The 23,805-nt window shown below is 68.0% G+C and carries 19 protein-coding genes; 10 read left to right on the forward strand and 9 right to left on the reverse strand.

The genetic code is table 11. The annotated features are described in order from the left end of the window. Positions 1-81: 81 nt before the first annotated feature. The 5 genes from G3I71_RS51105 to nadA all read right to left on the reverse strand — a co-directional run bounded on the left by G3I71_RS51105 (position 82) and on the right by nadA (position 8,528). Positions 82-315: a hypothetical protein gene (locus tag G3I71_RS51105; RefSeq protein ID WP_239149143.1), complete on the reverse strand. Its 234-nt coding sequence runs from the start codon at positions 313-315 to the stop codon at positions 82-84. Further along, entirely contained in the window at positions 312-4,217 is a 3,906-nt protein-coding gene (locus tag G3I71_RS13710; protein WP_343242962.1) for a tetratricopeptide repeat protein, read from the reverse strand. The genes G3I71_RS51105 and G3I71_RS13710 overlap by 4 nt, the downstream gene beginning before the upstream one ends. 1 nt (position 4,218) lies before the next feature. Beyond that, on the reverse strand, positions 4,219-5,643 hold the full coding sequence (locus G3I71_RS13715) for a hypothetical protein (protein ID WP_164314459.1): 1,425 nt from the start codon (positions 5,641-5,643) through the stop codon (positions 4,219-4,221). A 111-nt stretch (positions 5,644-5,754) separates the two neighbouring features. Next, complete coding sequence (locus G3I71_RS13720) at positions 5,755-7,245, reverse strand: ATP-binding protein (RefSeq protein ID WP_343242953.1); 1,491 nt, start codon at positions 7,243-7,245, stop codon at positions 5,755-5,757. A gap of 98 nt (positions 7,246-7,343) precedes the next feature. Next, positions 7,344-8,528, reverse strand: coding sequence for a quinolinate synthase NadA (nadA, locus tag G3I71_RS13725; protein ID WP_164314461.1), 1,185 nt, complete (start codon positions 8,526-8,528; stop codon positions 7,344-7,346). A gap of 328 nt (positions 8,529-8,856) precedes the next feature. Between nadA and G3I71_RS13730 the strand changes: the two genes are divergently transcribed. Then, complete coding sequence (locus tag G3I71_RS13730; RefSeq protein WP_006380335.1) at positions 8,857-9,213, forward strand: iron-sulfur cluster assembly accessory protein; 357 nt, start codon at positions 8,857-8,859, stop codon at positions 9,211-9,213. Positions 9,214-9,320: 107 nt separating this feature from the next. On the opposite strand, the gene G3I71_RS13735 is transcribed toward G3I71_RS13730, so the two are convergent. Together G3I71_RS13735 and G3I71_RS13740 are read right to left on the reverse strand one after the other, a co-directional pair. Continuing rightward, a complete protein-coding gene (locus G3I71_RS13735; protein WP_164314463.1) occupies positions 9,321-10,970 on the reverse strand; it encodes a hypothetical protein in 1,650 nt (549 codons plus the stop codon). 194 nt (positions 10,971-11,164) lie between these two features. Further along, entirely contained in the window at positions 11,165-11,410 is a 246-nt protein-coding gene (locus G3I71_RS13740) for a hypothetical protein (protein ID WP_164314465.1), read from the reverse strand. Positions 11,411-11,544: 134 nt separating this feature from the next. Between G3I71_RS13740 and G3I71_RS13745 the strand changes: the two genes are divergently transcribed. After that, positions 11,545-12,519 (forward strand): carbohydrate kinase family protein, encoded by a 975-nt coding sequence (locus G3I71_RS13745; protein ID WP_164314467.1) that lies wholly within the window; start codon positions 11,545-11,547, stop codon positions 12,517-12,519. 89 nt (positions 12,520-12,608) lie between these two features. On the opposite strand, the gene G3I71_RS13750 is transcribed toward G3I71_RS13745, so the two are convergent. Then, positions 12,609-14,006 (reverse strand): cysteine desulfurase/sulfurtransferase TusA family protein, encoded by a 1,398-nt coding sequence (locus G3I71_RS13750; RefSeq protein ID WP_164314469.1) that lies wholly within the window; start codon positions 14,004-14,006, stop codon positions 12,609-12,611. 317 nt (positions 14,007-14,323) lie between these two features. On the opposite strand from G3I71_RS13750, the gene coxB reads away from it, so the two are divergent. From coxB to G3I71_RS13770, 4 genes are all read left to right on the forward strand, one after another. Then, a complete protein-coding gene (gene coxB, locus G3I71_RS13755; RefSeq protein WP_343242954.1) occupies positions 14,324-15,316 on the forward strand; it encodes a cytochrome c oxidase subunit II in 993 nt (330 codons plus the stop codon). Beyond that, a complete protein-coding gene (gene ctaD / locus G3I71_RS13760; RefSeq protein ID WP_164314470.1) occupies positions 15,313-17,049 on the forward strand; it encodes a cytochrome c oxidase subunit I in 1,737 nt (578 codons plus the stop codon). Before coxB ends, ctaD begins: the two co-directional genes overlap by 4 nt. After that, positions 17,046-17,444 (forward strand): cytochrome c oxidase subunit 4, encoded by a 399-nt coding sequence (locus G3I71_RS13765; RefSeq protein ID WP_164314472.1) that lies wholly within the window; start codon positions 17,046-17,048, stop codon positions 17,442-17,444. The genes ctaD and G3I71_RS13765 overlap by 4 nt, the downstream gene beginning before the upstream one ends. 130 nt (positions 17,445-17,574) lie before the next feature. Next, positions 17,575-18,837 (forward strand): Ig-like domain-containing protein, encoded by a 1,263-nt coding sequence (locus G3I71_RS13770; protein WP_164314473.1) that lies wholly within the window; start codon positions 17,575-17,577, stop codon positions 18,835-18,837. Positions 18,838-18,931: 94 nt separating this feature from the next. Here G3I71_RS13770 and G3I71_RS13775 read toward each other — a convergent pair whose 3' ends face one another. Beyond that, positions 18,932-19,333 carry a hypothetical protein gene (locus tag G3I71_RS13775; protein ID WP_164314475.1) on the reverse strand — a complete coding sequence of 134 codons (402 nt, stop codon included), beginning with the start codon at positions 19,331-19,333 and terminating at the stop codon, positions 18,932-18,934. A 188-nt stretch (positions 19,334-19,521) separates the two neighbouring features. On the opposite strand from G3I71_RS13775, the gene G3I71_RS13780 reads away from it, so the two are divergent. The 4 genes from G3I71_RS13780 (at position 19,522) to G3I71_RS13795 (ending at position 23,730) form a co-directional block, all read left to right on the forward strand. Beyond that, positions 19,522-20,142 carry a heme-copper oxidase subunit III gene (locus G3I71_RS13780; RefSeq protein ID WP_053743868.1) on the forward strand — a complete coding sequence of 207 codons (621 nt, stop codon included), beginning with the start codon at positions 19,522-19,524 and terminating at the stop codon, positions 20,140-20,142. Between the two features lie 83 nt (positions 20,143-20,225). Further along, positions 20,226-21,038 (forward strand): c-type cytochrome, encoded by an 813-nt coding sequence (locus tag G3I71_RS13785; RefSeq protein WP_164314477.1) that lies wholly within the window; start codon positions 20,226-20,228, stop codon positions 21,036-21,038. Further along, entirely contained in the window at positions 21,035-22,093 is a 1,059-nt protein-coding gene (locus tag G3I71_RS13790; RefSeq protein ID WP_164314478.1) for a ubiquinol-cytochrome c reductase iron-sulfur subunit, read from the forward strand. Before G3I71_RS13785 ends, G3I71_RS13790 begins: the two co-directional genes overlap by 4 nt. Next, positions 22,090-23,730 carry a cytochrome bc complex cytochrome b subunit gene (locus G3I71_RS13795; protein WP_164314480.1) on the forward strand — a complete coding sequence of 547 codons (1,641 nt, stop codon included), beginning with the start codon at positions 22,090-22,092 and terminating at the stop codon, positions 23,728-23,730. Before G3I71_RS13790 ends, G3I71_RS13795 begins: the two co-directional genes overlap by 4 nt. Positions 23,731-23,805: the final 75 nt, after the last annotated feature.

Raw genomic sequence — 23,805 nt, forward strand, 5'->3', positions numbered from 1 at the left:
GCTGCGGCGATACAGGCGGTGAGTCCGGCGTACGCGGCCGGCGCCTCGCCGCCGTCGTCGGTGACGAAGCGGGGGCCGCCGTCAGGGGGTGCCTCGGCCTGCGAAGTGGAGAGCGAGTGGGGTGGTTACGGCCAGGTACTGGACCAAGTCTTCCCAGCGGGCGGCTGGCAGGACGTCCAGGCGGACGGCGTGGCCGTATCGGGAGAACGTGATGCTCTGCTGGACCTCGCGGTGCTCTTCCAGGACGCGCGGGGCGGCGTGGTGGAGGGCGGGGGCTGCGGCCAGGATCAGGCAGATCACGCTGGGGTGGGTCATGCGTGGGGGGCGTCCGGCTGGGTGAGGGCCTGGATGAGGCTTAGCCAGTGTGCCGGGTGCTGCTGGCCGTGGAGAGCGCTGAGGGTGGCCAGTTCGGAGACTAGGCGGTTGCGGGTTTCGGGGTCTGCTGCGGCTGCGGCGGTGGCCAGTGAGTCGGGGGCGAGGGCCTCGATGGCGTCGAGGTCGTCGGGGTCGTCGGAGAGGAGGAGGGCAGCCTGGGTGTGGGTGGCGTATGACGGTTCGTCGTTGAAGGTTGCGAGTTCGATGGCTGCGGCGTACCAGAGAGCTTCGGCGTTGCCTTCGCGGATCGCGTTCAGCACGTGTTGCTGGAGGGCGCTGCGGTCCTCGACGCACTGGAAGGCCGTGTCGATGTCGTTGTTGCGCGCGATGTAGAGGATGGCTGCGTGCAGGGCGGCGTCGGAGGTGAGGGGATCGGCGTCCATGAGGGTCTGTTCGGCGGACTCGTCGAGGAAGAGTTCGCTGTTTTCGTGGAAGACGCGTTTGGAGTCTTCCCAGGTCTCGGTGTCCATCCAGGCTGTGAGCTGGTCGCGGAGGATCAGGGTGTGGTAGACGCCTGCTGCTCCTTCGGAGCGTATTGCGTCCAGGATGGCACGGTGCTGGTCGGCGACGGGGGCGACGAGCGCGAACTCCGCCAGGGCTGTTGAGGCGTCTTCCGAGGCCAGGGCATCGATGTTCGCGGACCAGAATTCCTGGCTGTCTGCCCAGGTACGGGTGGACATCCACGCTTCGACCAGGTCCAGCGTCTCGTCGGAGAGCGACAGCCATGCCGGTGTTGGGGTTCCCGTCTCCTGGCGCCAGGACTCTTCCAGGAGGTTGCGGCTGTGCTGGGTCTCGCGTGCGAATGACCGAAGTGCTCTACGGATGCGCAGGCTCGTGTAGTCGGGTTTCTCTGCCGATTCGTCAACGAGCAGCCGGATCAGTCCTCGCAGGCCGGCCTCGGGTGTCCGGCCGGAGCACCTGAGCAGGAAAGCCTCGCGCTCGTATTCGATTGCGCGTTGGGCGGCTGGGTGGTCGTGGGCGAGGTTGGCTGCTGCCTCTGTGTAGGCCTGGAGGGCTGCGGAATCATCGCCTGTGGCTGTTAGGTGGTTGGCGAGGTTGTTGAGGGCGGTGGCGAGGTCGGGGAGGTAGGCGGCGGGGTTGGTCTGGACGAGTGTGCGTCGGATGCGGACGGCTTCGTGGGCGGGTTCGAGGGCGCCTTGCCGATCTCCGGTCTCGGCCAGCCGGTTGGCGAGGGTGTTGAGGGCGCCGGCGAGGTCGGGGAGGTAGGCGGCGGGGTTGGTCTGGACGAGTGTGCGTCGGATGCGGACGGCTTCGTGGGCGGGTTCGAGGGCGCCTTGCCGGTCCCCGGTCTCGGCCAGGGATATGGCGAGGTTGTTGAGGGCGGTGGCGAGGTCGGGGAGGTAGGCGGCGGGGTTGGTCTGGACGAGTGTGCGTCGGATGCGGACGGCTTCGTGGGCGGGTTCGAGGGCGCCCTGTCGGTCCCCGGTCTCGGCCAGGGTTACCGCGAGGGTGTTGAGGGCGCTGGCGAGGCTGGGGAGGTAGGCGGCGGACTCACCACTGGCCAGTGCCACGTAGGTCTCAGCAGCCTCCCGCGACAGCTCCAAGGCAGCCCCTCGGTTCCCGCTCCTCGACAGCGCAACCGCGGAGTCGTGTAGTGCCTCCGCAAGATGAGGCAAGGCACTGCCCCTGTCCCACTCGACAAGCTCACGCAGAACGTCGATGCCCGGTCCAGGAGCCCCTGCCCATAGGGCATGCAAGGCCAGCCATTCCCGCACATAGGGATCGACCGCCCCCCAATCCCCAACCACCGCCTGCTGCTTGAGGAGACCGACGATTGTCCCCAGCACCACCTCCCCGGCAGCCGCCCCCTCATGCCCTTCGGGCTCTCGCAAAAACGAAACGAACTCCCGGTGATACAGCCGGTACACGGCCTGGGACCCCGCACTGTCCTCGACGACGTAGCGCCCGTAGGCGGACAGCACCCAGTCCACGTCGCTCTCGTCGTAGCCCGCGCCGTCGGCGCAGCCCCCCAACGCAGAGGCCACCGCTTCCCACACTCCGCCGGCAGGCATGCCCCGTCCCGCCGCCCATGCCAGGGCTGTGAGCAAGTCACGCGCCGCAGAGGGAAGTTCGGTGCCGCAGTCGCGTACCCGAGTCGGTCCGGACCTCAGATCCTCCTCGAAGGCAGCCTCGACGGAGTCCGGCAGGCGTGCCACCAGGTCGTCGCTGTCGATGGTCTCCCCGGTGTCCCTGTGCTGGATCTCCGTGATGAGGAAGCCGGCCACCAGCCGTGCGAAGAGGAACCCGCCGCCCTCCGCGGTTGCCCGGCCCGCCAATACCTCCGCGACCTCTTCGCCGGTGGCACCGGCAACTCCGGCAGCCTCGAATCGCCTGCGTACGTACCCGGTGATGTCCTCCCGCGTGTCCGGCTCGCTGCCGAGATCCACCGCGTTGGCCCCTGTACCGACATGCCGCACCAGAGCAGCAAGCAGCGTCTCTCCGTTCGCGAGCTGACTTTGGAAGGACCGTTCCCGCGAGCCGACGAGTACCGGGACCATCAGGCTCAACGGAAAGACGAGTTCCTCGATCATCCCTTTCGTGTGCTCCGCGGGCACCTCGTCAAGACCGTCCAGCACGATCACCGGAGGTGTCGGCAACTCACGCAGCTCGTCCTTGAAGGCATCCGCGTTCCTCGGCTCCCGCAGCCCCAACCGCTCAGCCAACTCGGCCGCCGCCTGCGTCGCGTTCAACCCCCGGAGATGAACGGCCGCGAAGGACCGGGACTCCCGCAGTCCCGGATCTGGGTCCCCCTCCCGCAACGCCCCCTGCCCTACCGCCTCCGCCCGCTGCACGGCGTCCGCGAGCGTCGCGATGCGCCCAAGTACCGCCGACTTGCCGCACCCCGCCGGTCCCGTGACGAGGAACAGTCCGGGCTCGCCCGTCTCCATCCAGTCGACGATCTGCCCGAGCACCCGCCGCCGCCCGGTGAAGAACCACCCCTCCTCCCGGTGCCCGACACCGCGTGCCGCGAGCACCAGGTGTTCCACGAGGGTGGGCGGTGCCCCGGGTACGGCAAGCGGGTTGGGGAAGGCACGGCTTTCGTCACCCGCCGCAGCACGCACCGGCCGCTGGCCATCTTCCTCCCACCTCGTCGGTAGGGCGGCCAGTATGTCGACCCCGGTGACGAGTTCGTTCCGCGTGCTCCACGCGGACAGGTACTCGTCCGTCCTTGGCCCCTTCCGCAGCACCTCAGCCAGTGTCCGGAACAGGGGACCGTCGCCCGCAGACCTCTCGTTCCGTTGACAACCAGCCATGAAGCCGAGCCACTTCGTACGACCGGGCGGCAAGGACACCTCCGACCAGTGGTCCAGAGCGGTCTGCACGCTCTGTCCGGCACCGTCTCCCGAGTAGCAGGCATCGACGAGGACGAGGATCTGATCTGCGTCGGAGGACACCGCGTGGTCAACCAGTTCCTCGACCGAGACACCCCGGCTGCGGATCTCGCTCTTACGGGCTGCTGAGTGATCGCCTGGCACCAAGTCCCGAAGAACAAGCCGGAGTTGCTCGTCGACAAGGACACCGTGCCCGGACCAGAGGATCAGTGCGGGCTTCCTGGCACCCGTCTCCCGCCAGCCCTTGCTCCACTCCCGCACCTCCCGGTCGAACGCACCCCGATCCGGATCACCCCCACCAACAACCCGAACCTCGTACCCCAGCTCCTCCAGCCTCCCGGCGATCTCCGCCATCTGGGCCTTCGCGCCCACCAGCTGAGGAAACGTCCGCGAGTCGTCGTATTCCTCGCACACCACACACAGCGCCGTCCCCTTGAAAGCGGGCGGCTCCTCAGGCTCCCCAGCAGGGACCCCACTCACCCCACCCACCTCAGACATCCCTCTCCGCCACCAACACCAACCCCGTCACCGCCACCTCAGGCGCGCTCCGCGCACTCACCCGCACCCGATGCGCCCCCGCCGCCAACCCGCCCAGCACCGCCACGTACCGCCCACCGCCCAGATTCCGCAGAGTCCGATCCGGACCATCGCCCTCCACACGCATCGTGACGGCCAACTCCTCGTACCCCGGGACCCGTTCAGGCACCGTGACGGCAACCTCGCACGCCTCGCCCTCAACCACCGAGTCCGGGACGGCGACGCCGAGCGGCGCGGCCCCCGCCTCCTCCGCCGGCCCTCGGTGCACGGGTGCCGCACCCGCCAGCCAGCCCCAAAGTGCCCACCGCACACCGGTGTTGTTCTGCAGGGACCCGTGCTGTTCCCAGGGCGTGAACGCGGCCTCGCCCCTGCCGATCTGTGCGCTGGACAGCCGAGGCACCCGTCCGTCGCCGCCCTCGTCGGCGCCGTCGATCGTGAGCAGCTCCGTCAACGTGCCCGCACCGTCGAGGTCGGCCGTCGTCGGAGTCGGTTGCAGCACACCGCTCACCGGCGTGAACTCCACCCCGTACGCGGTGCCCGTGCGAGCCTCCCGCAGCGCCTCATGGAACAGCCCCGCGTCCTTCAACAACGCCTCGTCGACCCCGGGCAGGCCCGTCACCTCACGCGCGTACCGGAGTTCGGTGTGGCCGGGTACGCCCCGCAAGCACGCGTAGTCCGGCGTCAGTTGATGCAGAGAGGGGAGGCTGCGCGCGAAGCGGGTGAGGTCCAGCCGGACGGGCCCGAACCCGGGGCGCATGCCGTTGACCAGAGTCAGCAGCGCGTCCAGGGAGCCCCGGTACGGCGTCCCCAGGGTGATGACACGCCGGGTGACCTCGGCCCCGCCGCACTGCTCGACGTACTGCCGGGTGATCAGTCCGCCCATGGAGTGGCAGATGAAGACGGCTTTGGCGTCGGCGCGTTCCGGAGCCGACGCGCGCCAGCGGCCAAGTTCCTCACTGACTCGTTCGGCGAGGCGGGCGGCGTTGTAGCGGCAGGAGAGCCGCCAGTCGTACGCGAACTCGATCAGGTTCGCGGGAGTGGATGGATCGTCCTCCGGCAAGCGTCGGCTCAGGGTGAAGTGTCGTTCCAGCCACTCCACCAAGTCGCTGTAACCGTCGACCAGCGGTCCGGTGCCGGGCAGGGCGTGCAGGTCGGGCATCAGCCCGACGGGACGTACGCCGTCGCCCGGGTGCCCGTCGCCGATGTCGGTGGGGAGCGTCAGTCCGGTGACCGACTTTCCGAAGGTCCGGATGCCTCGTAGTAGCGCACCGCCCGAGAGGCCCCAGACCTCCTTCCCTTCCGCATCGGCCAACCGGCTGCCCAGAATGCCCGGAACCACGACCACCAGATCGCCGACGTGTTCGCGCTGCGTCGCCATGTTGCCCCCGTTTGTGCACGCACTGTGAGGCGACCAGGGTAGTGACGCAGTGCGGTCGCCGATATGTGGATGGTCGAGTTCGTAAGGAAAGTACGTACGCCCTCAAGCTCCTTATGACCCGCTGTACAGCCGCTTCAGGTCGACGAGGACAACGTCACCCCGTTCCGCCGCCGCCCGCAGGTCCGCCGAGAATCCGACGCCGCTGTAACAGGCGGGCCGGGCATAGCTCGTGTCGATGCCTCGTGCCGCCAGTAGTCCGATGATGTGGCGGAGCCGTTCGAGGTGGCCGACGTTCATCACCTTGTTCCACTTCGCTTCGCCGACCGAGAGCAGGATGCCGTGGTCCTGGCCGACGGCGCCGCGTACGACGACGTCGACCTCGTGGGAGGTGCGCGCGGCCGGGTCGGGGACGGTTCCCGAGGTGACGTCGATGGGCAGACCGCCGAAGGTGTCGGGTTCGGCGTGCCAGGAGACCCACTCACGGCACAGGTGCTCGAAATGGGGGCCGACGACCTTGCTCAGGAACGTGTCCCTGGACAGCGCCCAGGCCGGCGCGGCGTTGTGGCGGCGGGTCAGGCGGGCCTGGTTGGGACGTACCACCGCGTGGTGGAACGTGATCAGCGGTTCGGCGATGCGGTACGCACTGCGGTTGCCGCGGAAGGCGTCCGGTTCCACGGTCAGCAGTCCGCAGCGCTTGAGCACCGTCAGCGGCTGGGAGATGTCCGTCGCCTTGCGGCCCACGGCGCTCGCGATGCCACCGCTGGTGTGGTTGCCGGCCGCGACCGCCGCGAGGACGGAGTGGTAGAGCGCGCGATCACGTACGTCCGGTTCGGCGGCCAGCAGGAACTCCGCCTCGCCGTACAGCGGACGGGCCGGGTTCAGGGCCGTACGGCAGACCCAGTTGTCGAAGTCGTCCAGCCCTGTCGGTGCGTCGTCGTCCACGAACTCCCGTCGGTAGGCAGGGGTTCCGCCGACCACGGAGTGGGTGAGGACCGCGAGTCTCGGGTCGGTGATGTCCCAGAACCTGGCTGCTTCCCGGTAGCCGAGGGAGTGCACGACGAGGTCGAGTCCCGCACGGCCGTACAGCGGTGACGTACCGGACAGCAGCCCGCCCATGAACGACATCGCGCTGCCGCACAGGAGGATGCGGGGGTGACGGCGCAGATGACGGCCCGCGCGCACCCCGATGGCCCGCTGGAGGCGGGATGGGAGGGAGGCGTCGCCCCGGACCAAATAGGGGAACTCGTCGATGACGATCGGGACGGGGCGCTGTGCGGCCAGGTCGAAGAGCAGTTCCAGGGCTTCGGTCCAGTCCTGGGGGCGGGGTGGCACGGGAGCATCGGTGAAGCGTGCGATCTCCTTGCTGAGCAGCATCAGTGCTTCGGCCCGTGTGCCCTCGACCGCGGCGAAGTAGAAGCCGTCGGTTTCCTTGGTGAGGGCTTCGAGCAGGAAGCTCTTCCCCTGGCGGCGACGCCCGGACACGACCGCGAGGCGTGGTCCGGGTTCCTCGTTGGAGGCGAACGCGGTCAGCTCGCTCCACTCCCAGTCACGTTCGAAGATCTGTGATGGCTTGGGGATGTTGCGGTGGGGCGGTCGCGGCACGGTCCGTCACCTCGTTCTTAGGGATGCACATCTAAGATGTACATCCCTAAGAACGGCAGCGCACCTGAATGGACACGGGTGGGAGGGAGGGGCACTGCCTACGGCAGCGCCAGCATCCGCTCAAGCGCCAGCTTCGCGAACGTCTCCGTCTCCCTCTCCACCGAGATCTGGTTCACCAGCTTGCCCTCGGCCAGGGACTCCAGGGTCCAGACCAGGTGGGGGAGGTCGATGCGGTTCATCGTCGAGCAGAAGCAGACCGTCTTGTCGAGGAAGACGATCTCCTTGCCCTCGGGTGCGAAACGGTTCGCCAGGCGGCGTACCAGGTTCAGTTCCGTGCCGATGGCCCACTTGGAGCCGGCCGGGGCCGCCTCCAGCGCCTTGATGATGTACTCGGTCGAGCCGACGTAGTCCGCCGCCTCCACCACCTCGTGCTTGCACTCCGGGTGGACCAGGACGTTCACGCCGGGGATCCGTTCCCGGACGTCGTTCACCGAGTCCAGGCTGAAGCGGCCGTGCACCGAGCAGTGGCCGCGCCACAGGATCATCTTCGCGTTGCGCAGCTGCTCCGTGGTCAGGCCGCCGTTCGGCTTGTGCGGGTTGTAGAGGACGCAGTCGTCGAGCGACATGCCCATCTCCCGTACCGCCGTGTTGCGGCCCAGGTGCTGGTCCGGCAGGAACAGGACCTTCTCGCCCTGCTCGAAGGCCCATTCGAGGGCGCGTTCGGCATTGGACGACGTACAGATCGTGCCGCCGTGCTTCCCCGTGAACGCCTTGATGTCCGCCGAGGAGTTCATGTAGGAGACGGGCACGACCTGGTCGGCCACCCCGGCCTCCGTCAGGACGTCCCAGCACTCGGCCACCTGTTCGGCCGTCGCCATGTCCGCCATCGAGCAGCCGGCGGCCAGGTCGGGCAGGACCACCTTCTGGTCGTCGCCGGTCAGGATGTCCGCCGACTCCGCCATGAAGTGCACACCGCAGAACACGATGTACTCCGCCTCCGGACGCGCCGCCGCGTCCCGGGCCAGCTTGAAGGAGTCGCCCGTGACATCGGCGAACTGGATGACCTCGTCGCGCTGGTAGTGATGGCCGAGGACGAAGACCCTGTCGCCGAGCTTCTCCTTGGCCGCGCGGGCACGCGCCACCAGGTTCGGGTCGGAGGGGGAGGGCAGGTCACCGGGGCACTCCACGCCACGCTCGCTCCGCGGGTCGGCCTCACGGCCGAGGAGCAGCAGGGCGAGGGGCGTCGGCTGTACGTCGAGGTCCTGGGTCTGGGCGGTGGTCACGACACGCACCCTTTCTGTTCTACCGTTCAAGCCTTTTCGTCGAATTGACGTTATCTATCGTAACCCCTTCACGTCACTTTGACGAGGTTCATAGCGTCGATGTGACATGAATCCCGGAGCCCGACCGGACCCCGACCGGAGCCTGTCCACGGGTCGCTGTTCGCGCTTCTGCGCGTGTGCGAGCATGGAGAGGAGAACGAAGAGTCAGACGGAAAAGTCAGACGAAATTGCCGGACGGAAACAACAGGCTCTCGGCCCGGAATGAATCCGCGGCCCCGCCGGTTGCACTCGTCGGCAGAAGTCTCCGTACAACCCGGGAGAGATGTAGATGTCCGTATCGGACGAGACCAGCACCGTCACCGACGGCATCATCCTGTCCGACGCCGCCGCGGCGAAGGTCAAGGCCCTGCTCGACCAGGAAGGCCGCGAGGACCTCGCCCTGCGTGTCGCGGTCCAGCCCGGCGGTTGCTCGGGTCTGCGCTACCAGCTGTTCTTCGACGAGCGTTCCCTCGACGGTGACGTTCTCAAGGACTTCGACGGCGTCAAGGTCGTCACCGACCGTATGAGCGCTCCCTACCTCGGCGGCGCCTCCATCGACTTCGTCGACACCATCGAGAAGCAGGGCTTCACGATCGACAACCCGAACGCGACGGGCTCCTGCGCCTGCGGTGACTCCTTCAGCTAGGCCGTAGGGTCACCAGGCCACAAGGCCGTTACGTGAAGGCGGCGCCCCCCTCCGACGGGGGCGCCGCCTTCACGCGTACCAGGGCAGCCCAACAGGGGCCCGGCGGATTACTTGTTGACGAAGTCGCCCTTGGGGATTTTCTCCCCGTCCGCCCCCACGACCTTCCGGTCGCCCAGCGGCTCGTCCAGTCGCACCGTCTTGTACGTCGCCTTGGCGAGCGCGATGCAGACCGTGCCCTTCTTGGTCGTCGAGGTCGCGGTCACCGTCACCCGCTCACCGTTGTCCCCGTCCTCGCTCGCCGACGCCGAGTACTTGCTGCACACCCCGCCCCAGAAGCCCAAGGTGAGCTCCTTGCCGTCGCCGGAGACCGTGTAGCCCTCGATCTCCATGTCGTGCGTCGTCGCCCCGGACGTCGGCTCGTCGCCCGGCGCGGTCGGCGTGGCCGTCGGGGACGGCTCCGCACTGGTCGCGTCCCCGGCCAGATACCGGGGGTCGACCGCCGGATACGTCACCGTGAAGCCCTTGGCGGCACCCTGCGCCCGTACCTCGAACAGCCACGACGGCACCAGCGCCGGCTGACCGGACACGGAGTGCGAGGCCAGCCCGAACACCGCCTTGTCGACGGTGAGCGACTCCTTCTGCCCCGTCGTCGTCGTGGTGGTGGTCCCGCACGGCGCCTCCAGGCGGTCCTTCAGCGGTACGGGGCTGGCGCAGCCCCCGATGCCCATGCGGTGTTCGGGAGTCGCGTCGGCCCCCGGCTCGTTCAGGAGGGCCAGCGTCGCCTTGGCGCTGATCACCGGGTACGTGTCGCTCTTCACCGGCGTCGCCAACTGGCCGCTGCCGCTCACCACTTCGCCCTGCGCGCTGACCTGGAGGCCGGTCGTCCAGCCGTAGGTGGGCAGTCCGCCGACCACCGGGTCGGCGTTCACCACCCGCTGGGTGCCCGTCAGTTGGCTCGCGTCCAGCTTCGCGTCGTCCTGGCCGACCGCCTTCAGGACCGGCGCCACGGCCTTCTTCGCCACCGCCTCGCTCACCGGATCGACGGTCGTCCCCTTGGCCGCGGTGCCGGAGTTCTGCGCGCACACGGTCGTGCTCTTGCAGTTGTCGGAGCCCCCGGCAAGGTACCGGCTGAAGGACCAGGTCCCCGGCGCCTGCTTGTTCACCCGCAGGAACGGGCCCGTCCCGTCCTTTGCCGTGCCGACCAGCCAGCTGTCGGCCTCCGTCACCGGCTTCCCCTCGACGCCGAGCGCCTTGGCCAGCCGGGTCACCTCGGCGGCCGTGATCGTGTCCTCGCCGTTCTTCGTCATCGTGTACACCGGCGCCGAGGCGGGCCCGGCGGGCAGCGCGCCGTCCGCCCGGTAGGTCACCCCGTTCGGGTCGGGCTCACCCGGCGCGATGCCGTTCGTACCGCCGGTGTCACCCGTGTCACCCGTGCCGCCCTCTGTGTAGCCGTCGAGGGCCAGCGGCGGGGGAGTGGTGCTGTCGCCGCCGGGCGCCGACTTGTCCGTACGGCCGTCGTCGCCCGAGCCGCCGGTCAGACCGGCGGTGAGGTACGCCCCGCCGCCCCCGACGAGCAGGACCGCGGCGGCCACCGAGGCGACGAGCACCGGGGACCGGCGCCGGGACGGGCGCTCCGCGTCGCTCTCCTCCGGCGTGGCCTCGGTGGTGACGTCCGCTTCGGCCTCGGTGGCCTTGTCGTCAGCCCTGTCGTCGGTCTTGTCGTCGGCGTCGTCGTGATCGGGTCGCTCGGTGTTCACCGCATCGCTCCTTGGGCTCCCAGCTGTCCCGGCTGTCCCGACCGCCGGGCCCTGTCACCGACAGGTACCGATGGGTCGTACACCGCGTCCTCTTTACGGGGGACAGCGATGGGACGCAGCGGGGGAGCGCACGGTTCCCTTCGAGCGCTGGTCGGCGGGGTGCCGCCGGTCGCGGGCCGTCGACCGGGCCGGGTCTAGTCGCCGTACTCGGGCATCGCGTCCACCAGTCGCGCCGAGGCGGGCGGGACCGTCACGCCGTGGATGCGGGACGGGGAGACGGGCAGGGTGGTGATCCGGTCCGGGGCCGCCCAGTGCGGCGCCATCCGGGCGCAGTCGCCGCGCAGGGAGGCCAGATCCCCTTCGAGGTCGTGCGGGGCGGCACCCGGTCCCGAGTGCACTTGCTGGACCTGAAGAGCCTGGTGGACCTTGAAGTTCGTCATAACGGAACCGTATGCACCGGATACCCGGCGAGAAAGATCTACTATCGGGTAGTTTTGCCGCTTCAACGAGCACGGGCCGACCGGGTAGCGTGAACTGTCAATCCCCCCTCCCCTCGCAGGAGAGTGTCCCCGTCGTGCGTATCGCAGTCACCGGCTCCATCGCCACCGACCACCTCATGACCTTCCCCGGCCGTTTCGCCGACCAACTCGTCGCGGACCAGTTGCACACGGTCTCGCTCTCCTTCCTGGTCGACAACCTCGACGTACGCCGGGGTGGCGTGGGTGCGAACATCGCCTTCGGCATGGGCCAGCTCGGCACCAGGCCGATCCTGGTCGGGGCCGCGGGCTCCGACTTCGACGAGTACCGCGCCTGGCTGGACCGCCACGGCGTGGACACCGAATCGGTGCGGATCTCCGAGACGCTGCACACCGCCCGTTTCGTGTGCACCAACGACGCCGACCACAACCAGATCGGCTCCTTCTACACCGGCGCCATGAGTGAGGCCCGGCTGATCGAGCTGAAGACCGTCGCCGACCGCGTCGGCGGCCTCGACCTGGTCTCGATCGGCGCGGACGACCCGGAGGCGATGCTCCGCCACACCGAGGAGTGCCGCACCCGCTCCATCCCGTTCGCCGCCGACTTCTCCCAGCAGATCGCCCGCATGGGCGGCGACGACATCAAGGTCCTGCTGGAAGGCGCCGCGTACCTCTTCTCGAACGAGTACGAGAAGGGCCTCATCGAGTCGAAGACCGGCTGGACCGATGCCGAGATCCTCGCCAAGGTCGGCACCCGGGTGACCACCCTCGGCGCCAAGGGCGTACGCATCGAGCGCGTCGGCGAGGAGCCGATCGAGGTCGGCTGCCCGGACGAGGATGCCAAGGTCGAGCCCACGGGCGTCGGCGACGCGTTCCGCGCGGGGTTCCTGTCGGGACTGGCGTGGGGGGTCTCGCTGGAGCGGGCGGCGCAGGTCGGCTGCATGCTGGCGACCCTTGTCATCGAGACGGTGGGTACGCAGGAGTATCAGCTGCAGCGGGCTCACTTCATGGGGCGGTTCGCCAAGGCGTACGGGGATGAGGCTGCGGCGGAGGTTCAGGCGCATCTGGGCTGAGTGCCGGGTGCGGGTGCGTGGGGGCTTGTCGCGCACACGCGGCGGTAGCCGCAAATCGATACAGCCCCGCGCCCCTGAAGAAAGGCCGGTCAGCTCAACCGGCGGATCAGGTATGCCGTTCCCTTTTCTGCCGGTTCCTCACCCACGTACTCCTGCCCCCGCATCTCGCACCACGCCGGAATGTCCAGCCGCGCCGCCTCGTCGTCCGAGAGGACCCGGACCGTGGCGCCCACCGGGACATCGCCGATCACCTTCGCCAGCTCGATCACCGGGATCGGGCAGCGCCTGCCGAGGGCGTCGACAACGAGCGGGTCCCCGTACCGGTCGCTGCCGCTGACGGCAGCCGCCGGCACCGGAAGCGGCGCGCCCAGCTTCTCCCGTACGACCGCCACCGCGCCCGGCAGGACGGACAGGAACCGGTCCACCTCCCCGGCCGGGGTCCCGACCGGCAACGACACCCTCACGTTTCCCTCACTCAGCACGCCCATCGCCCTCAGCACATGGCTCGGCGTCAACGTGCTGCTCGTACAGGACGAGCCGGAGGAGACGGAGAAACCGGCACGGTCCAGCTCATGCAGCAGTGTCTCCCCGTCGACATAGAGACAGGAGAAGGTGACGACACCGGGCAGCCGCCGCACCGGATCGCCGACCACCTCCACGTCCGTCACCAGCTGCGGCACCCGCGCCCGGATCCGCTCCGTCAGCTCCCGCAGCCGTACCGCCTCCTGGGCCGCCTCGGCCCGTACCGCGCGCAACGAGGCAGCCGCCGCGACGATCGCCGGAAGGTTCTCGAACCCGGCCGCCCGCCCCGACTCCCGCTCGTCCACCGGCCCTTGGACCGCGAACCGCACCCCCTTTCGCACGGCGAGCAGCCCTACCCCGGAAGGCCCACCCCACTTGTGGGCACTCGCCGCCAGCAGCGACCAGGACCCCGCGACCGCCTCCCACCCCAACGACTGCGCCGCGTCCACCAGCAACGGCACCCCGGCCGCCCGGCACGCCTCGGCCACCTCCGCCACCGGCTGCTCGGTCCCCACCTCGTGGTTGGCCGACTGGAGACATGCCAGCGCCGTGTCGGGCCGTACGGCGGCCTCGTACGCCTCTACGGCCACGGCACCGGCGCGGTCCACCGCCACGGTCGTCACCTCGCCGCCCGCCGCCTCCCACTCCTCCGCCGAATGGAGCACCGAAGAGTGTTCGACCGCTGACACGATCAGGTGACGTCCGACGCGACGACGACCCGCGAGAGCACCTGCCATACCGGTGTGCACGGCCCGTGTACCGGACGAAGTGAAGGTCAGCTCATCAGGACGACATCCCACCCCCTCGGCGGCGGCCTCCCGAGCGGCATCCAGCAGCATCCGAGCCCGCCGCCCCTCCCTGTACAGACGTGCGGGATCGGCCCACCCCTCATCGAGAGACGCCAGCAGAGCCTGCCGGGCAACGGGGTGGAGGGGAGCAGCGGATGCGGCATCGAAGTAGGACACGCCCCAACGCTAAGTCCTCGACAAGGGGCACGCGGTCCCACCTGAGGGGCGCGGGGAACTGCGCGATCAACCACAGCGGACCCGCACTCGCCGAACAACAGGAACCCCCCACCCCATCAGGCGCCCGACCCCCCGTCAGACCCCTTCGGGGTGACCCCCGGCGCGTTGGGGACCCTCCCCGCGCGACCCCAAATTGCGTCCAGTAGGGTTTGGTCCGCATAAACATCCAAACCCCTGCCCGACGCAGGGCGGCGACCGACCCCGAGAAGGCAGGCCGCAGCCGATCCGCGCGGGCGAGACTCTCGGGAAGGCGCTACGTGAGTCCCAACGGCTCCGACCTCCCCCACGCCCTGGGGGGCGCGGGCGGTACCCCCACGCCGCGGCGCCCGTTGCGGCGGAAGCTGCTGCAGGCATTGACTGCGGGCCTGGTCCTGGCGACCGCGACCGGTTGCACATACAAGGACTTCCCCCGCCTTGGTATGCCCACCCCGACCACGGAAGAGGCTCCGCGGATCCTCTCCCTGTGGCAGGGATCCTGGGCAGCCGCGCTCGCCACCGGCGTGCTGGTCTGGGGTCTGATCCTGTGGAGCGCCATGTTCCACCGGCGCAGCCGCACCAAGGTCGAAGTACCTCCGCAGACCCGGTACAACATGCCCATCGAGGCGCTGTACACCGTGGTTCCGCTGATCATCGTCTCAGTGCTCTTCTACTTCACGGCACGTGACGAGTCGAAGCTCCTCGACACCTCCAAGAAGCCCGACCTCACGGTCAACGTGGTGGGCTTCCAGTGGAGCTGGGGCTTCAACTACATCGAGAACGTCGACGGTTCCACCGGAAACGCGGACACCGACGAGAACCTGGCCGCCATCCCGGACCGGTTCAAGAAGGACTTCCCGGCCAACGCCGGCGGCGTCTACGACGTCGGCACGCCCGGTATGAAGAACCCGCAGACCGGCAACCCCGGCCCGACCCTCTGGCTCCCCAAGGGCAAGACGGTCCGCTTCGTCCTCACCTCGCGTGACGTCATCCACTCCTTCTGGGTGGTGCCGTTCCTGATGAAGCAGGACGTCATCCCGGGCCACACCAACGCCTTCCAGGTGACCCCCAACAAGGAGGGCACCTTCCTGGGCAAGTGTGCGGAGCTCTGCGGCGTCGACCACTCCCGGATGCTGTTCAACGTGAAGGTCGTCTCCCCCGAGCGCTACGAGCAGCACCTCAAGGACCTCGCGAAGAAGGGGCAGACCGGTTACATTCCCGCCGGCATCGCGCAGACGATCCACGAGAAGAACCGGGAGACGACGAACCTGTGAGCACCACCAACGAACCCCAGGATGCCGTCGCGGCTGAGGACTCGTACGAGAACGAGCTGCCGGTACGGCGCAAGCAGCCCGGCAACGTGGTCATCAAGTGGCTCACCACCACCGACCACAAGACGATCGGCACGCTGTATCTGGTGACGTCGTTCGCGTTCTTCTGCATCGGTGGCGTGATGGCGCTGTTCATGCGCGCCGAGCTGGCCCGGCCGGGTCTGCAGCTCATGTCGAACGAGCAGTTCAACCAGGCGTTCACGATGCACGGCACGATCATGCTGCTGATGTTCGCGACGCCGCTGTTCGCCGGTTTCACCAACTGGATCATGCCGCTGCAGATCGGCGCGCCCGACGTCGCGTTCCCGCGGCTGAACATGTTCGCCTACTGGCTGTACCTGTTCGGCTCGACGATCGCGGTCGGCGGTTTCCTCACGCCCTCGGGCGCGGCCGACTTCGGCTGGTTCGCCTACAGCCCGCTGTCGGACGCGGTCCGCTCGCCGGGCATCGGCGCCGACCTGTGGATCATGGGCCTGGCCTTCTCCGGCTTCGGCACCATCCTCGGCGCGGTCAACTTCATCACCACCATCATCTGCATGCGCGCCCCCGGCATGACCATGTTCCGCATGCCGATCTTCGTGTGGAACGTGCTGCTGACCGCGGTCCTGGTTCTGCTGGCCTTCCCCGTCCTCGCCGCCGCGCTCTTCGCGCTGGAGGCGGATCGGAAATTCGGCGCACACATCTTCGATGCCGCCAACGGTGGTGCCCTGCTGTGGCAGCACCTGTTCTGGTTCTTCGGGCATCCGGAGGTGTACATCATCGCGCTGCCGTTCTTCGGCATCATCAGCGAGGTCATCCCCGTCTTCTCCCGCAAGCCGATGTTCGGCTACATGGGTCTGGTCGCCGCGACCATCTCCATCGCGGGCCTGTCCGTGACCGTGTGGGCCCACCACATGTACGTCACCGGCGGAGTGCTCCTGCCGTTCTTCTCCTTCATGACGTTCCTCATCGCCGTACCGACAGGCGTGAAGTTCTTCAACTGGATCGGCACCATGTGGAAGGGGTCGCTGAGTTTCGAGACCCCGATGCTCTGGGCCACCGGCTTCCTGATCACCTTCACCTTCGGTGGTCTGACCGGTGTCATCCTGGCGTCGCCGCCGATGGACTTCCACGTCTCGGACTCCTACTTCGTGGTGGCGCACTTCCACTACGTCGTGTTCGGGACGGTCGTGTTCGCGATGTTCTCCGGCTTCCACTTCTGGTGGCCGAAGATGACCGGCAAGATGCTCGACGAACGCCTCGGCAAGATCACGTTCTGGACCCTGTTCATCGGCTTCCACGGCACCTTCCTCGTCCAGCACTGGCTGGGCGCCGAGGGTATGCCGCGCCGGTACGCGGACTACCTCGCGGCGGACGGTTTCACCGCGCTGAACACGATCTCGACGATCAGTTCGTTCCTGCTCGGTCTGTCCGTGCTGCCGTTCCTCTACAACGTGTGGAAGACCGCGAAGTACGGCGAGAAGGTCGAGGTCGACGACCCGTGGGGCTACGGCCGTTCGCTGGAGTGGGCCACGTCCTGCCCGCCCCCGCGCCACAACTTCCTCACCCTGCCGCGGATCCGCAGTGAATCCCCGGCGTTCGACCTGCACCACCCCGAGATCGCAGCGCTGGACCAGCTGGAGAACGCCGGGCACGGCGAGAAGGCTCTTGCCGGCGGCAAGGAGGCGGGCAAGTGAAGGTCCAGGGCAAGATGTTCATCTGGCTCGCCGTCTTCGTCCTCGCCGTGGCGATCGTCTACGGCGTGTGGTCGAAGGAGCCGGCGGGCACCACGGCGCTCTTCCTGGCCTTCGGCCTGTGCATCATGGTCGGCTACTACCTGGCCTTCACGGCCCGGCGGGTCGACGTGGGCGCCCAGGACAACAAGGACGCGGACGTCGCGGACGACGCCGGCGAGGTCGGGTTCTTCAGCCCGCACAGCTGGCAGCCGCTCGCGCTGGGCATCGGTGGCGCGTTCCTGTTCCTGAGCGTCGCCATCGGCTGGTGGCTGGCGTTCTTCGCGGCGCCGATCCTCCTGATCGGCCTGTGGGGCTGGGTCTTCGAGTACTACCGCGGTGAGAACCGCACCCAGTAACACGCTCAGTGCTCAGGGGAGCCCGGACACTCCGTCAGGAGTGTCCGGGCTCCCTCATTTGCCACACCCTCGTTCCCTCGCACGGATCACCCGCCGCGCCGAGGCCGACTCACCTTCTTAGCGTGAGGGCATGAGGCACTCATCGCGTAACCGTACGGTCGTCAGCTGCGCCCTCCTGGTGGCCGCCCTGGGCGCGTCCACCAGCGCCTGCGGCTCCGACGGCCATCCCCTCTCGGCGAAGCCGTACGACGCGGCTGAGCGGATCTCCTTCGGAGGCTCTGTCGGCGACGGCAAGCAGGCCGACCCGGACAAGCCCCTGGAGGTCACCTCCGACGACTCGGACGACCGCATCACGGACGTCACGGCCGTCGACGCGTCCGGACGCTACGTGGCCGGCGAACTCTCCGCCGACGGCACCCGCTGGCACAGCACCTCCCCCCTGGCCGCAGGCGCCCGCTACACGGTCCGGGTGAGCACGGAGGACGAGGACGGCGCGCCCGGCCGCGAGACCCGCACCTTCGACACCAGCAGGCCGACCACCAAGAAGCGCCTGAACGTCACCTTCGGCCCGCAGAAGGGCACCTACGGCGTGGGCCAGCCGGTGACGGCCGAACTCAGCGAACCCGTACGGGGAAAGGCGCAGCGCGCGATAGTCGAGCGCGCCCTCAAGGTGGACTCGACCCCCACCACCGAGGGCGCGTGGCACTGGGTGGACGACAAGGAACTCCACTACCGGCCCAAGGAGTACTGGCCCGCCCGGGCCACCGTCCAGGTGCACAGCAACCTGCCCGGCATCAAGGTCGCCGACCGTCTCTGGGGCGGCAGGGCCAAGCCCCTGACGTTCACCACCGGCGACCGGGTCATCGCCGTCACGGACGCGTCGTCCCACGAGATGACCGTCTACAAGAACGACAAGGTGATCAACACCATCCCGGTCACCACGGGCAAGCCCGGCTTCGAGACCCGCAACGGCGTCAAGGTCGTACTCGGCAAGGAGTACTTCGTACAGATGCGCGGCACCAGCATCGGCATAGCCGAGGGCAGTGCCGACTCGTACGACCTGCCGGTCTACTACGCCACCCGGGTGACCTGGAGCGGCGAGTACGTCCACGCCGCCCCCTGGTCCGTGGGCTCCCAGGGCTCCGACAACGTCAGCCACGGCTGCACCGGCATGAGCACCGCCAACGCCGAGTGGTTCTACGACAACGTCCGGGAAGGCGACGTCGTCAAGGTCGTCAACTCCTACGGCGACACCATGGAAACCTTCGGCAACGGCTTCGGCGACTGGAACCTGAACTGGAAGAAGTGGCAGGGCGGCAGCGCCCTCGCAGTCACTTCCACAGAGGGCTCAAATCCAGCCAACCAGGTGCGCCTGACCCCGGAGAGCATCTGACGAGGGGGCGGGTCCCACCTAAGGGGCGCGGGGAACTGCGCGACAAGCCACAGCGGCCCCGCACCCGCCGAACACAACCCGCGCCCCAGACCCACTAGGCGCTCAAGGCCCTTTTAACCCGCAGCAAAGAGGCCAACGCCGACGCGAACTCCACCGGATCCACCGGCAAGGTGACCGCCGCGTCGGCCCGACTCCACGTCGCCAGCCACGCGTCCTGCGGCCGCCCGATCAGCAACAGCACCGGCGGACACGCGAAAACCTCGTCCTTGATCTGCCGGCACATCCCCATGCCGCCCATGGGTGCGGCCTCCCCGTCCAGCACACAGACGTCGATCCCGCCCTTGTCCAGTTCCTTCAGGACAGCGGCGGGCGTCGCGCACTCGAGGAACTCGACGACGGGAAGGTCCGGAGCGGGTCGTCGCCCCGTCGCCAACCGCACCTGCTCGCGGGTGTTGGAGTCGTCGCTGTAGACCAGCACCGTGGCGGTCGGCTGCATTGTTCCTCCGAGACATCAGCGTCGTACGGACAGACGGACCGGGTCCGTTGGGCCGGATGCTACTCCTTCGGACCCCCTGTCTGAACCCCGCTCGGACAGCCGTCCGATGGGCCATACGGGCTGGACACACCCCACAGACACCCCGAACGGCACCCCCCGGCGTGAGGGCGGGATAAGCGACCGACATAATGTCGGTCGTGGCGACAGCAACGACAGTAGAAACCGGGCACGCGCACCCGTCGGTCAACCGGCCGAACCTCACCAGCGTCGGAACCATCATCTGGCTGAGTTCCGAGCTGATGTTCTTCGCGGCCCTCTTCGCGATGTACTTCACCCTGCGATCGGTGACCGGTCCGGATCACTGGAAGGAGATGGCGTCAAGCCTGAACTTCCCGTTCTCCGCGGCCAACACCACGATCCTGGTGCTCTCTTCCCTCACCTGCCAGCTCGGCGTGTTCGCCGCCGAGCGCGGTGACGTGAAGAAGCTCCGGATGTGGTTCATCGTCACCTTTGTCATGGGTGCGATCTTCATCGGCGGTCAGGTCTTCGAGTACACCGAGCTGGTCAAGAAGGACGGGCTCTCGCTCTCCTCCGACCCGTACGGCTCGGTGTTCTACCTGACCACCGGCTTCCACGGCATGCACGTGACGGGTGGTCTGATCGCGTTCCTGTTCGTCCTCGGCAGGACGTACGCGGCGCGAAGGTTCACCCATGAGCAGGCGACCGCCGCGATCGTCGTGTCCTACTACTGGCACTTCGTCGACGTCGTCTGGATCGGGCTCTTCGCCACGATCTACATGATCAAGTAGCCGGGCCCGCCCGATCCTCACATCGGGCCCGCCCGACACCTCCAGAAGACTCGACGCTGAAGATCCTGACACCGGGGTAATCCGTGAAAAAGCTCTCCGCACGACGACGCCATCCGATGGCGGCGGTCGTCGTCCTACTCATCGCGCTGGCGGCCATCGGGGGGCTGTACTCCGCTGTCGCGCCTACGGGCCAGGCGAAGGCCGATGAAACCGCCCAGTCCCTCACCATCACGGAGGGGCAGAGGCTGTACTCCGTGGGCTGCGCCAGCTGCCACGGCACCGGCGGCAAGGGGTCCTCCGACGGCCCGAGCCTGGTGGGCGTGGGCGCCGCTGCGGTCGACTTCCAGGTGGCGACCGGGCGTATGCCGGCCGCGACCTCGGCGGGCGCGCAGATCCCGAAGAAGAAGAACATCTACTCGCAGGCCCAGATCGACCAGCTCGCGACGTACATCGCGTCGCTCGGCGCCGGTCCGACCGTGCCGACCGAGGAGCAGTACGGCCCCGACGGCGCGGACATCGCCAAGGGCGGCGAGCTCTTCCGCACCAACTGCGCCCAGTGCCACAACTTCACCGGCAAGGGCGGTGCGCTCACGCACGGCAAGTTCGCCCCGGACCTTGAGGGTGTCGACCCGAAGCACATCTACGAGGCCATGCAGACCGGCCCGCAGAACATGCCGTCCTTCCCCGACGCGACGCTGTCGGAGAAGAACAAGAAGGACATCATCGCGTACCTCGACGCGGTCAACGGCGAGGACACCGTGGAGCCCGGCGGCCTCGGCCTGGGCGGTCTCGGACCGGTCAGTGAAGGCCTGTTCGCCTGGATCTTCGGCCTCGGAGCGCTCATCGCGGTCGCCGTTTGGGTCGCCGCTCGGACCGCAAAGGCCAAGAAGTCATGAGTAGCCAAGACATTCCAGAAGAGAACCTGCCCGCTGAGCAGGAGAACGAGCACGGCGTCGCCGGTGTCGCGGACGAGAGGAACCCGTTCGCGGACCCGGGGCTGCCGCCCCACGAACACCGCGTCCAGGACATCGACGAGCGGGCCGCCAAGCGGTCCGAGCGCGCTGTCGCCTTCCTGTTCACGCTGTCGATGGTGGCCACCGTCGCCTTCATCGCCTCGTACGTGGCGATCCCGGCCGACAAGGCGATCTACGTCTTCCCGATCGGGCACCTCAGCGCGCTGAACTTCGCGCTGGGTGTGTCCCTCGGCCTGGCGCTCTTCCTGATCGGCGCGGGCGCGGTCCACTGGGCCCGCACCCTGATGTCCGACGAGGAGCTCATCGCCGAGCGCCACGAGATCGCGGCGCCGCCCGAGGTCAAGGCTCAGGTCCTGGCCGACTTCAGGCAGGGCGCCAAGGAGTCCGCGATCGGCCGGCGCAAGCTGGTCCGCAACACGATGTTCGGTGCGCTGGCCCTGTTCCCGCTCTCCGGCGTCATGCTGCTGCGCGACCTCGGCACGCTGCCCGGCACGAAGCTGCGCCACACCCTGTGGTCCAAGGGCAAACTGCTTGTCAACATGAACACGAACGAGCCGCTCCGTGCCTCGGACATCGCGGTCGGTTCGCTCACCTTCGCCAAGCCCGAGGGCCTGGAGGAGGACGACCACGAGTTCCAGACCGAGATCGCCAAGGCCGCCCTGATGATCGTCCGCATCCAGCCGGACAACATCAAGGACAAGCGCGAGCTCGAGTGGTCCCACGAGGGCATCGTGGCGTACTCGAAGATCTGCACCCACGTCGGTTGTCCGATCTCCCTGTACGAGCAGCAGACGCACCACGTGCTCTGCCCCTGCCACCAGTCAACCTTCGACCTCTCCGACGGCGCCCGGGTGATCTTCGGCCCCGCCGGTCACGCCCTGCCGCAGCTGCGCATCGGCGTGAACGACGAGGGCTACCTTGAGGCGCTCGGCGACTTCTCCGAGCCCGTCGGTCCTGCCTTCTGGGAGCGCGGATGAGTACTACGGCAAAAACGGACACGCGTTCGTCGCGCGAGAAGGCGCCCGCCGGTGAGCGGGTCGCCGACTGGGCCGACGGCCGGCTGGGGATCTACGGCCTGGCCAAGGCCAACATGCGCAAGATCTTCCCCGACCACTGGTCGTTCATGCTCGGCGAAGTCTGCATGTACAGCTTCATCATCATCATCCTCACGGGTGTGTACCTGACGCTGTTCTTCCACCCGTCGATGAACGAGGTGGAGTACCACGGCAGCTACATCCCGCTGCAGGGCCAGCTGATGTCCGAGGCGTTCAACTCGACCATGCACATCTCGTTCGATGTGCGCGGTGGTCTGCTGATCCGGCAGATCCACCACTGGGCGGCGCTGATCTTCCTCGCCGGCATGTTCGTGCACATGATGCGCGTGTTCTTCACGGGTGCGTTCCGCAAGCCCCGTGAGGTCAACTGGCTGTTCGGGTTCCTGCTGTTCGTCCTGGGCATGTTCACCGGGTTCACCGGCTACTCGCTCCCGGACGACCTGCTCTCCGGCACCGGTGTGCGCTTCATGGAGGGCGCGGTCCTGTCCGTGCCGGTCGTGGGCACGTACCTGTCGTTCTTCCTGTTCGGCGGCGAGTTCCCCGGCGGCGACTTCGTGGCCCGGTTCTACTCGATCCACGTACTGCTGCTGCCGGGCATCATGCTCGGCCTGATGGTGGCGCACCTGATCCTGGTCTTCTACCACAAGCACACGCAGTTCGCGGGCCCCGGAAAGACGAACAACAACGTCGTCGGCATGCCGCTGCTGCCGGTCTACATGGCCAAGGCCGGAGGCTTCTTCTTCCTGGTCTTCGGTGTCATCGCGTTCATCTCGGCCATCGCCTCGATCAACCCGATCTGGGCCATGGGCCCCTACCGTCCGGACCAGGTGTCGACCGGCGCCCAGCCCGACTGGTACATGGGCTTCTCCGAGGGTCTGATCCGTGTCATGCCCGGCTGGGAGATCAACTTCTGGGGTCACACGCTCGTCCTGGGCGTGTTCATCCCGCTGATCATCTTCCCGCTGGTCCTGGTCGCGATCGCGGTCTACCCGTTCGTCGAGTCCTGGGTCACCGGCGACAAGCGCGAGCACCACATCCTGGACCGCCCGCGCAACGCGCCGACGCGTACGGCCTTCGGCGTCGGGTGGATCACCTGGTACATGGTGCTGCTGATCGGTGGTGGAAACGACCTCTGGGCCACGCACTTCCACCTGTCGATCAACGCGATCACCTGGTTCGTACGGGTGGCGTTCTTCGTCGCCCCGGTTCTCGCGTTCATCGCCACGAAGCGGATCTGCCTCGGCCTCCAGCGCCGCGACAGGGACAAGGTGCTGCACGGCCGCGAGTCGGGCATCATCAAGCGCCTGCCGCACGGTGAGTTCATCGAGGTGCACGAGCCGCTCAGCCAGGAGGCCCTGCACACGCTCACCGCGCACGAGCAGTACGAGCCGGCCATGATCGGCGCGACGGTCGACGAGAACGGTGTCGAGCGCAAGGTGAAGGGCGCGGAGAAGCTGCGCGCCAAGCTCAGTAAGTCGTACTACGGCGAGGACAGTCAGATCGCCAAGCCGACAACCGAGGAGTACAAGGAGATCACGAGCGGCCACGGCCACCACTGATCACCTCGCTTCGCCACACACGGTAGAACGGCAGAAGGGCCCCGTCCGTACATCGGACGGGGCCCTTCGCCGTGC

This window comes from Streptomyces sp. SID12501, assembly GCF_010550245.1.
Taxonomy (GTDB): Bacteria; Actinomycetota; Actinomycetes; order Streptomycetales; family Streptomycetaceae; genus Streptomyces.

What these genes read in the sequence shown, in the direction of transcription:
- G3I71_RS13790 (WP_164314478.1), top strand. Translation starts at nt 21,035, where the DNA reads ATGAGTAGCCAAGACATTCCAGAAGAGAACCTGCCCGCTGAGCAGGAG.
- G3I71_RS13795 (WP_164314480.1), top strand. Translation starts at nt 22,090, where the DNA reads ATGAGTACTACGGCAAAAACGGACACGCGTTCGTCGCGCGAGAAGGCG.
- G3I71_RS13780 (WP_053743868.1), top strand. Translation starts at nt 19,522, where the DNA reads ATGTCGGTCGTGGCGACAGCAACGACAGTAGAAACCGGGCACGCGCAC.
- G3I71_RS13730 (WP_006380335.1), top strand. Translation starts at nt 8,857, where the DNA reads ATGTCCGTATCGGACGAGACCAGCACCGTCACCGACGGCATCATCCTG.
- G3I71_RS13740 (WP_164314465.1), bottom strand. Translation starts at nt 11,410, where the DNA reads ATGACGAACTTCAAGGTCCACCAGGCTCTTCAGGTCCAGCAAGTGCAC.
- G3I71_RS13770 (WP_164314473.1), top strand. Translation starts at nt 17,575, where the DNA reads ATGAGGCACTCATCGCGTAACCGTACGGTCGTCAGCTGCGCCCTCCTG.
- G3I71_RS13775 (WP_164314475.1), bottom strand. Translation starts at nt 19,333, where the DNA reads ATGCAGCCGACCGCCACGGTGCTGGTCTACAGCGACGACTCCAACACC.
- G3I71_RS13715 (WP_164314459.1), bottom strand. Translation starts at nt 5,643, where the DNA reads ATGGCGACGCAGCGCGAACACGTCGGCGATCTGGTGGTCGTGGTTCCG.
- G3I71_RS51105 (WP_239149143.1), bottom strand. Translation starts at nt 315, where the DNA reads ATGACCCACCCCAGCGTGATCTGCCTGATCCTGGCCGCAGCCCCCGCC.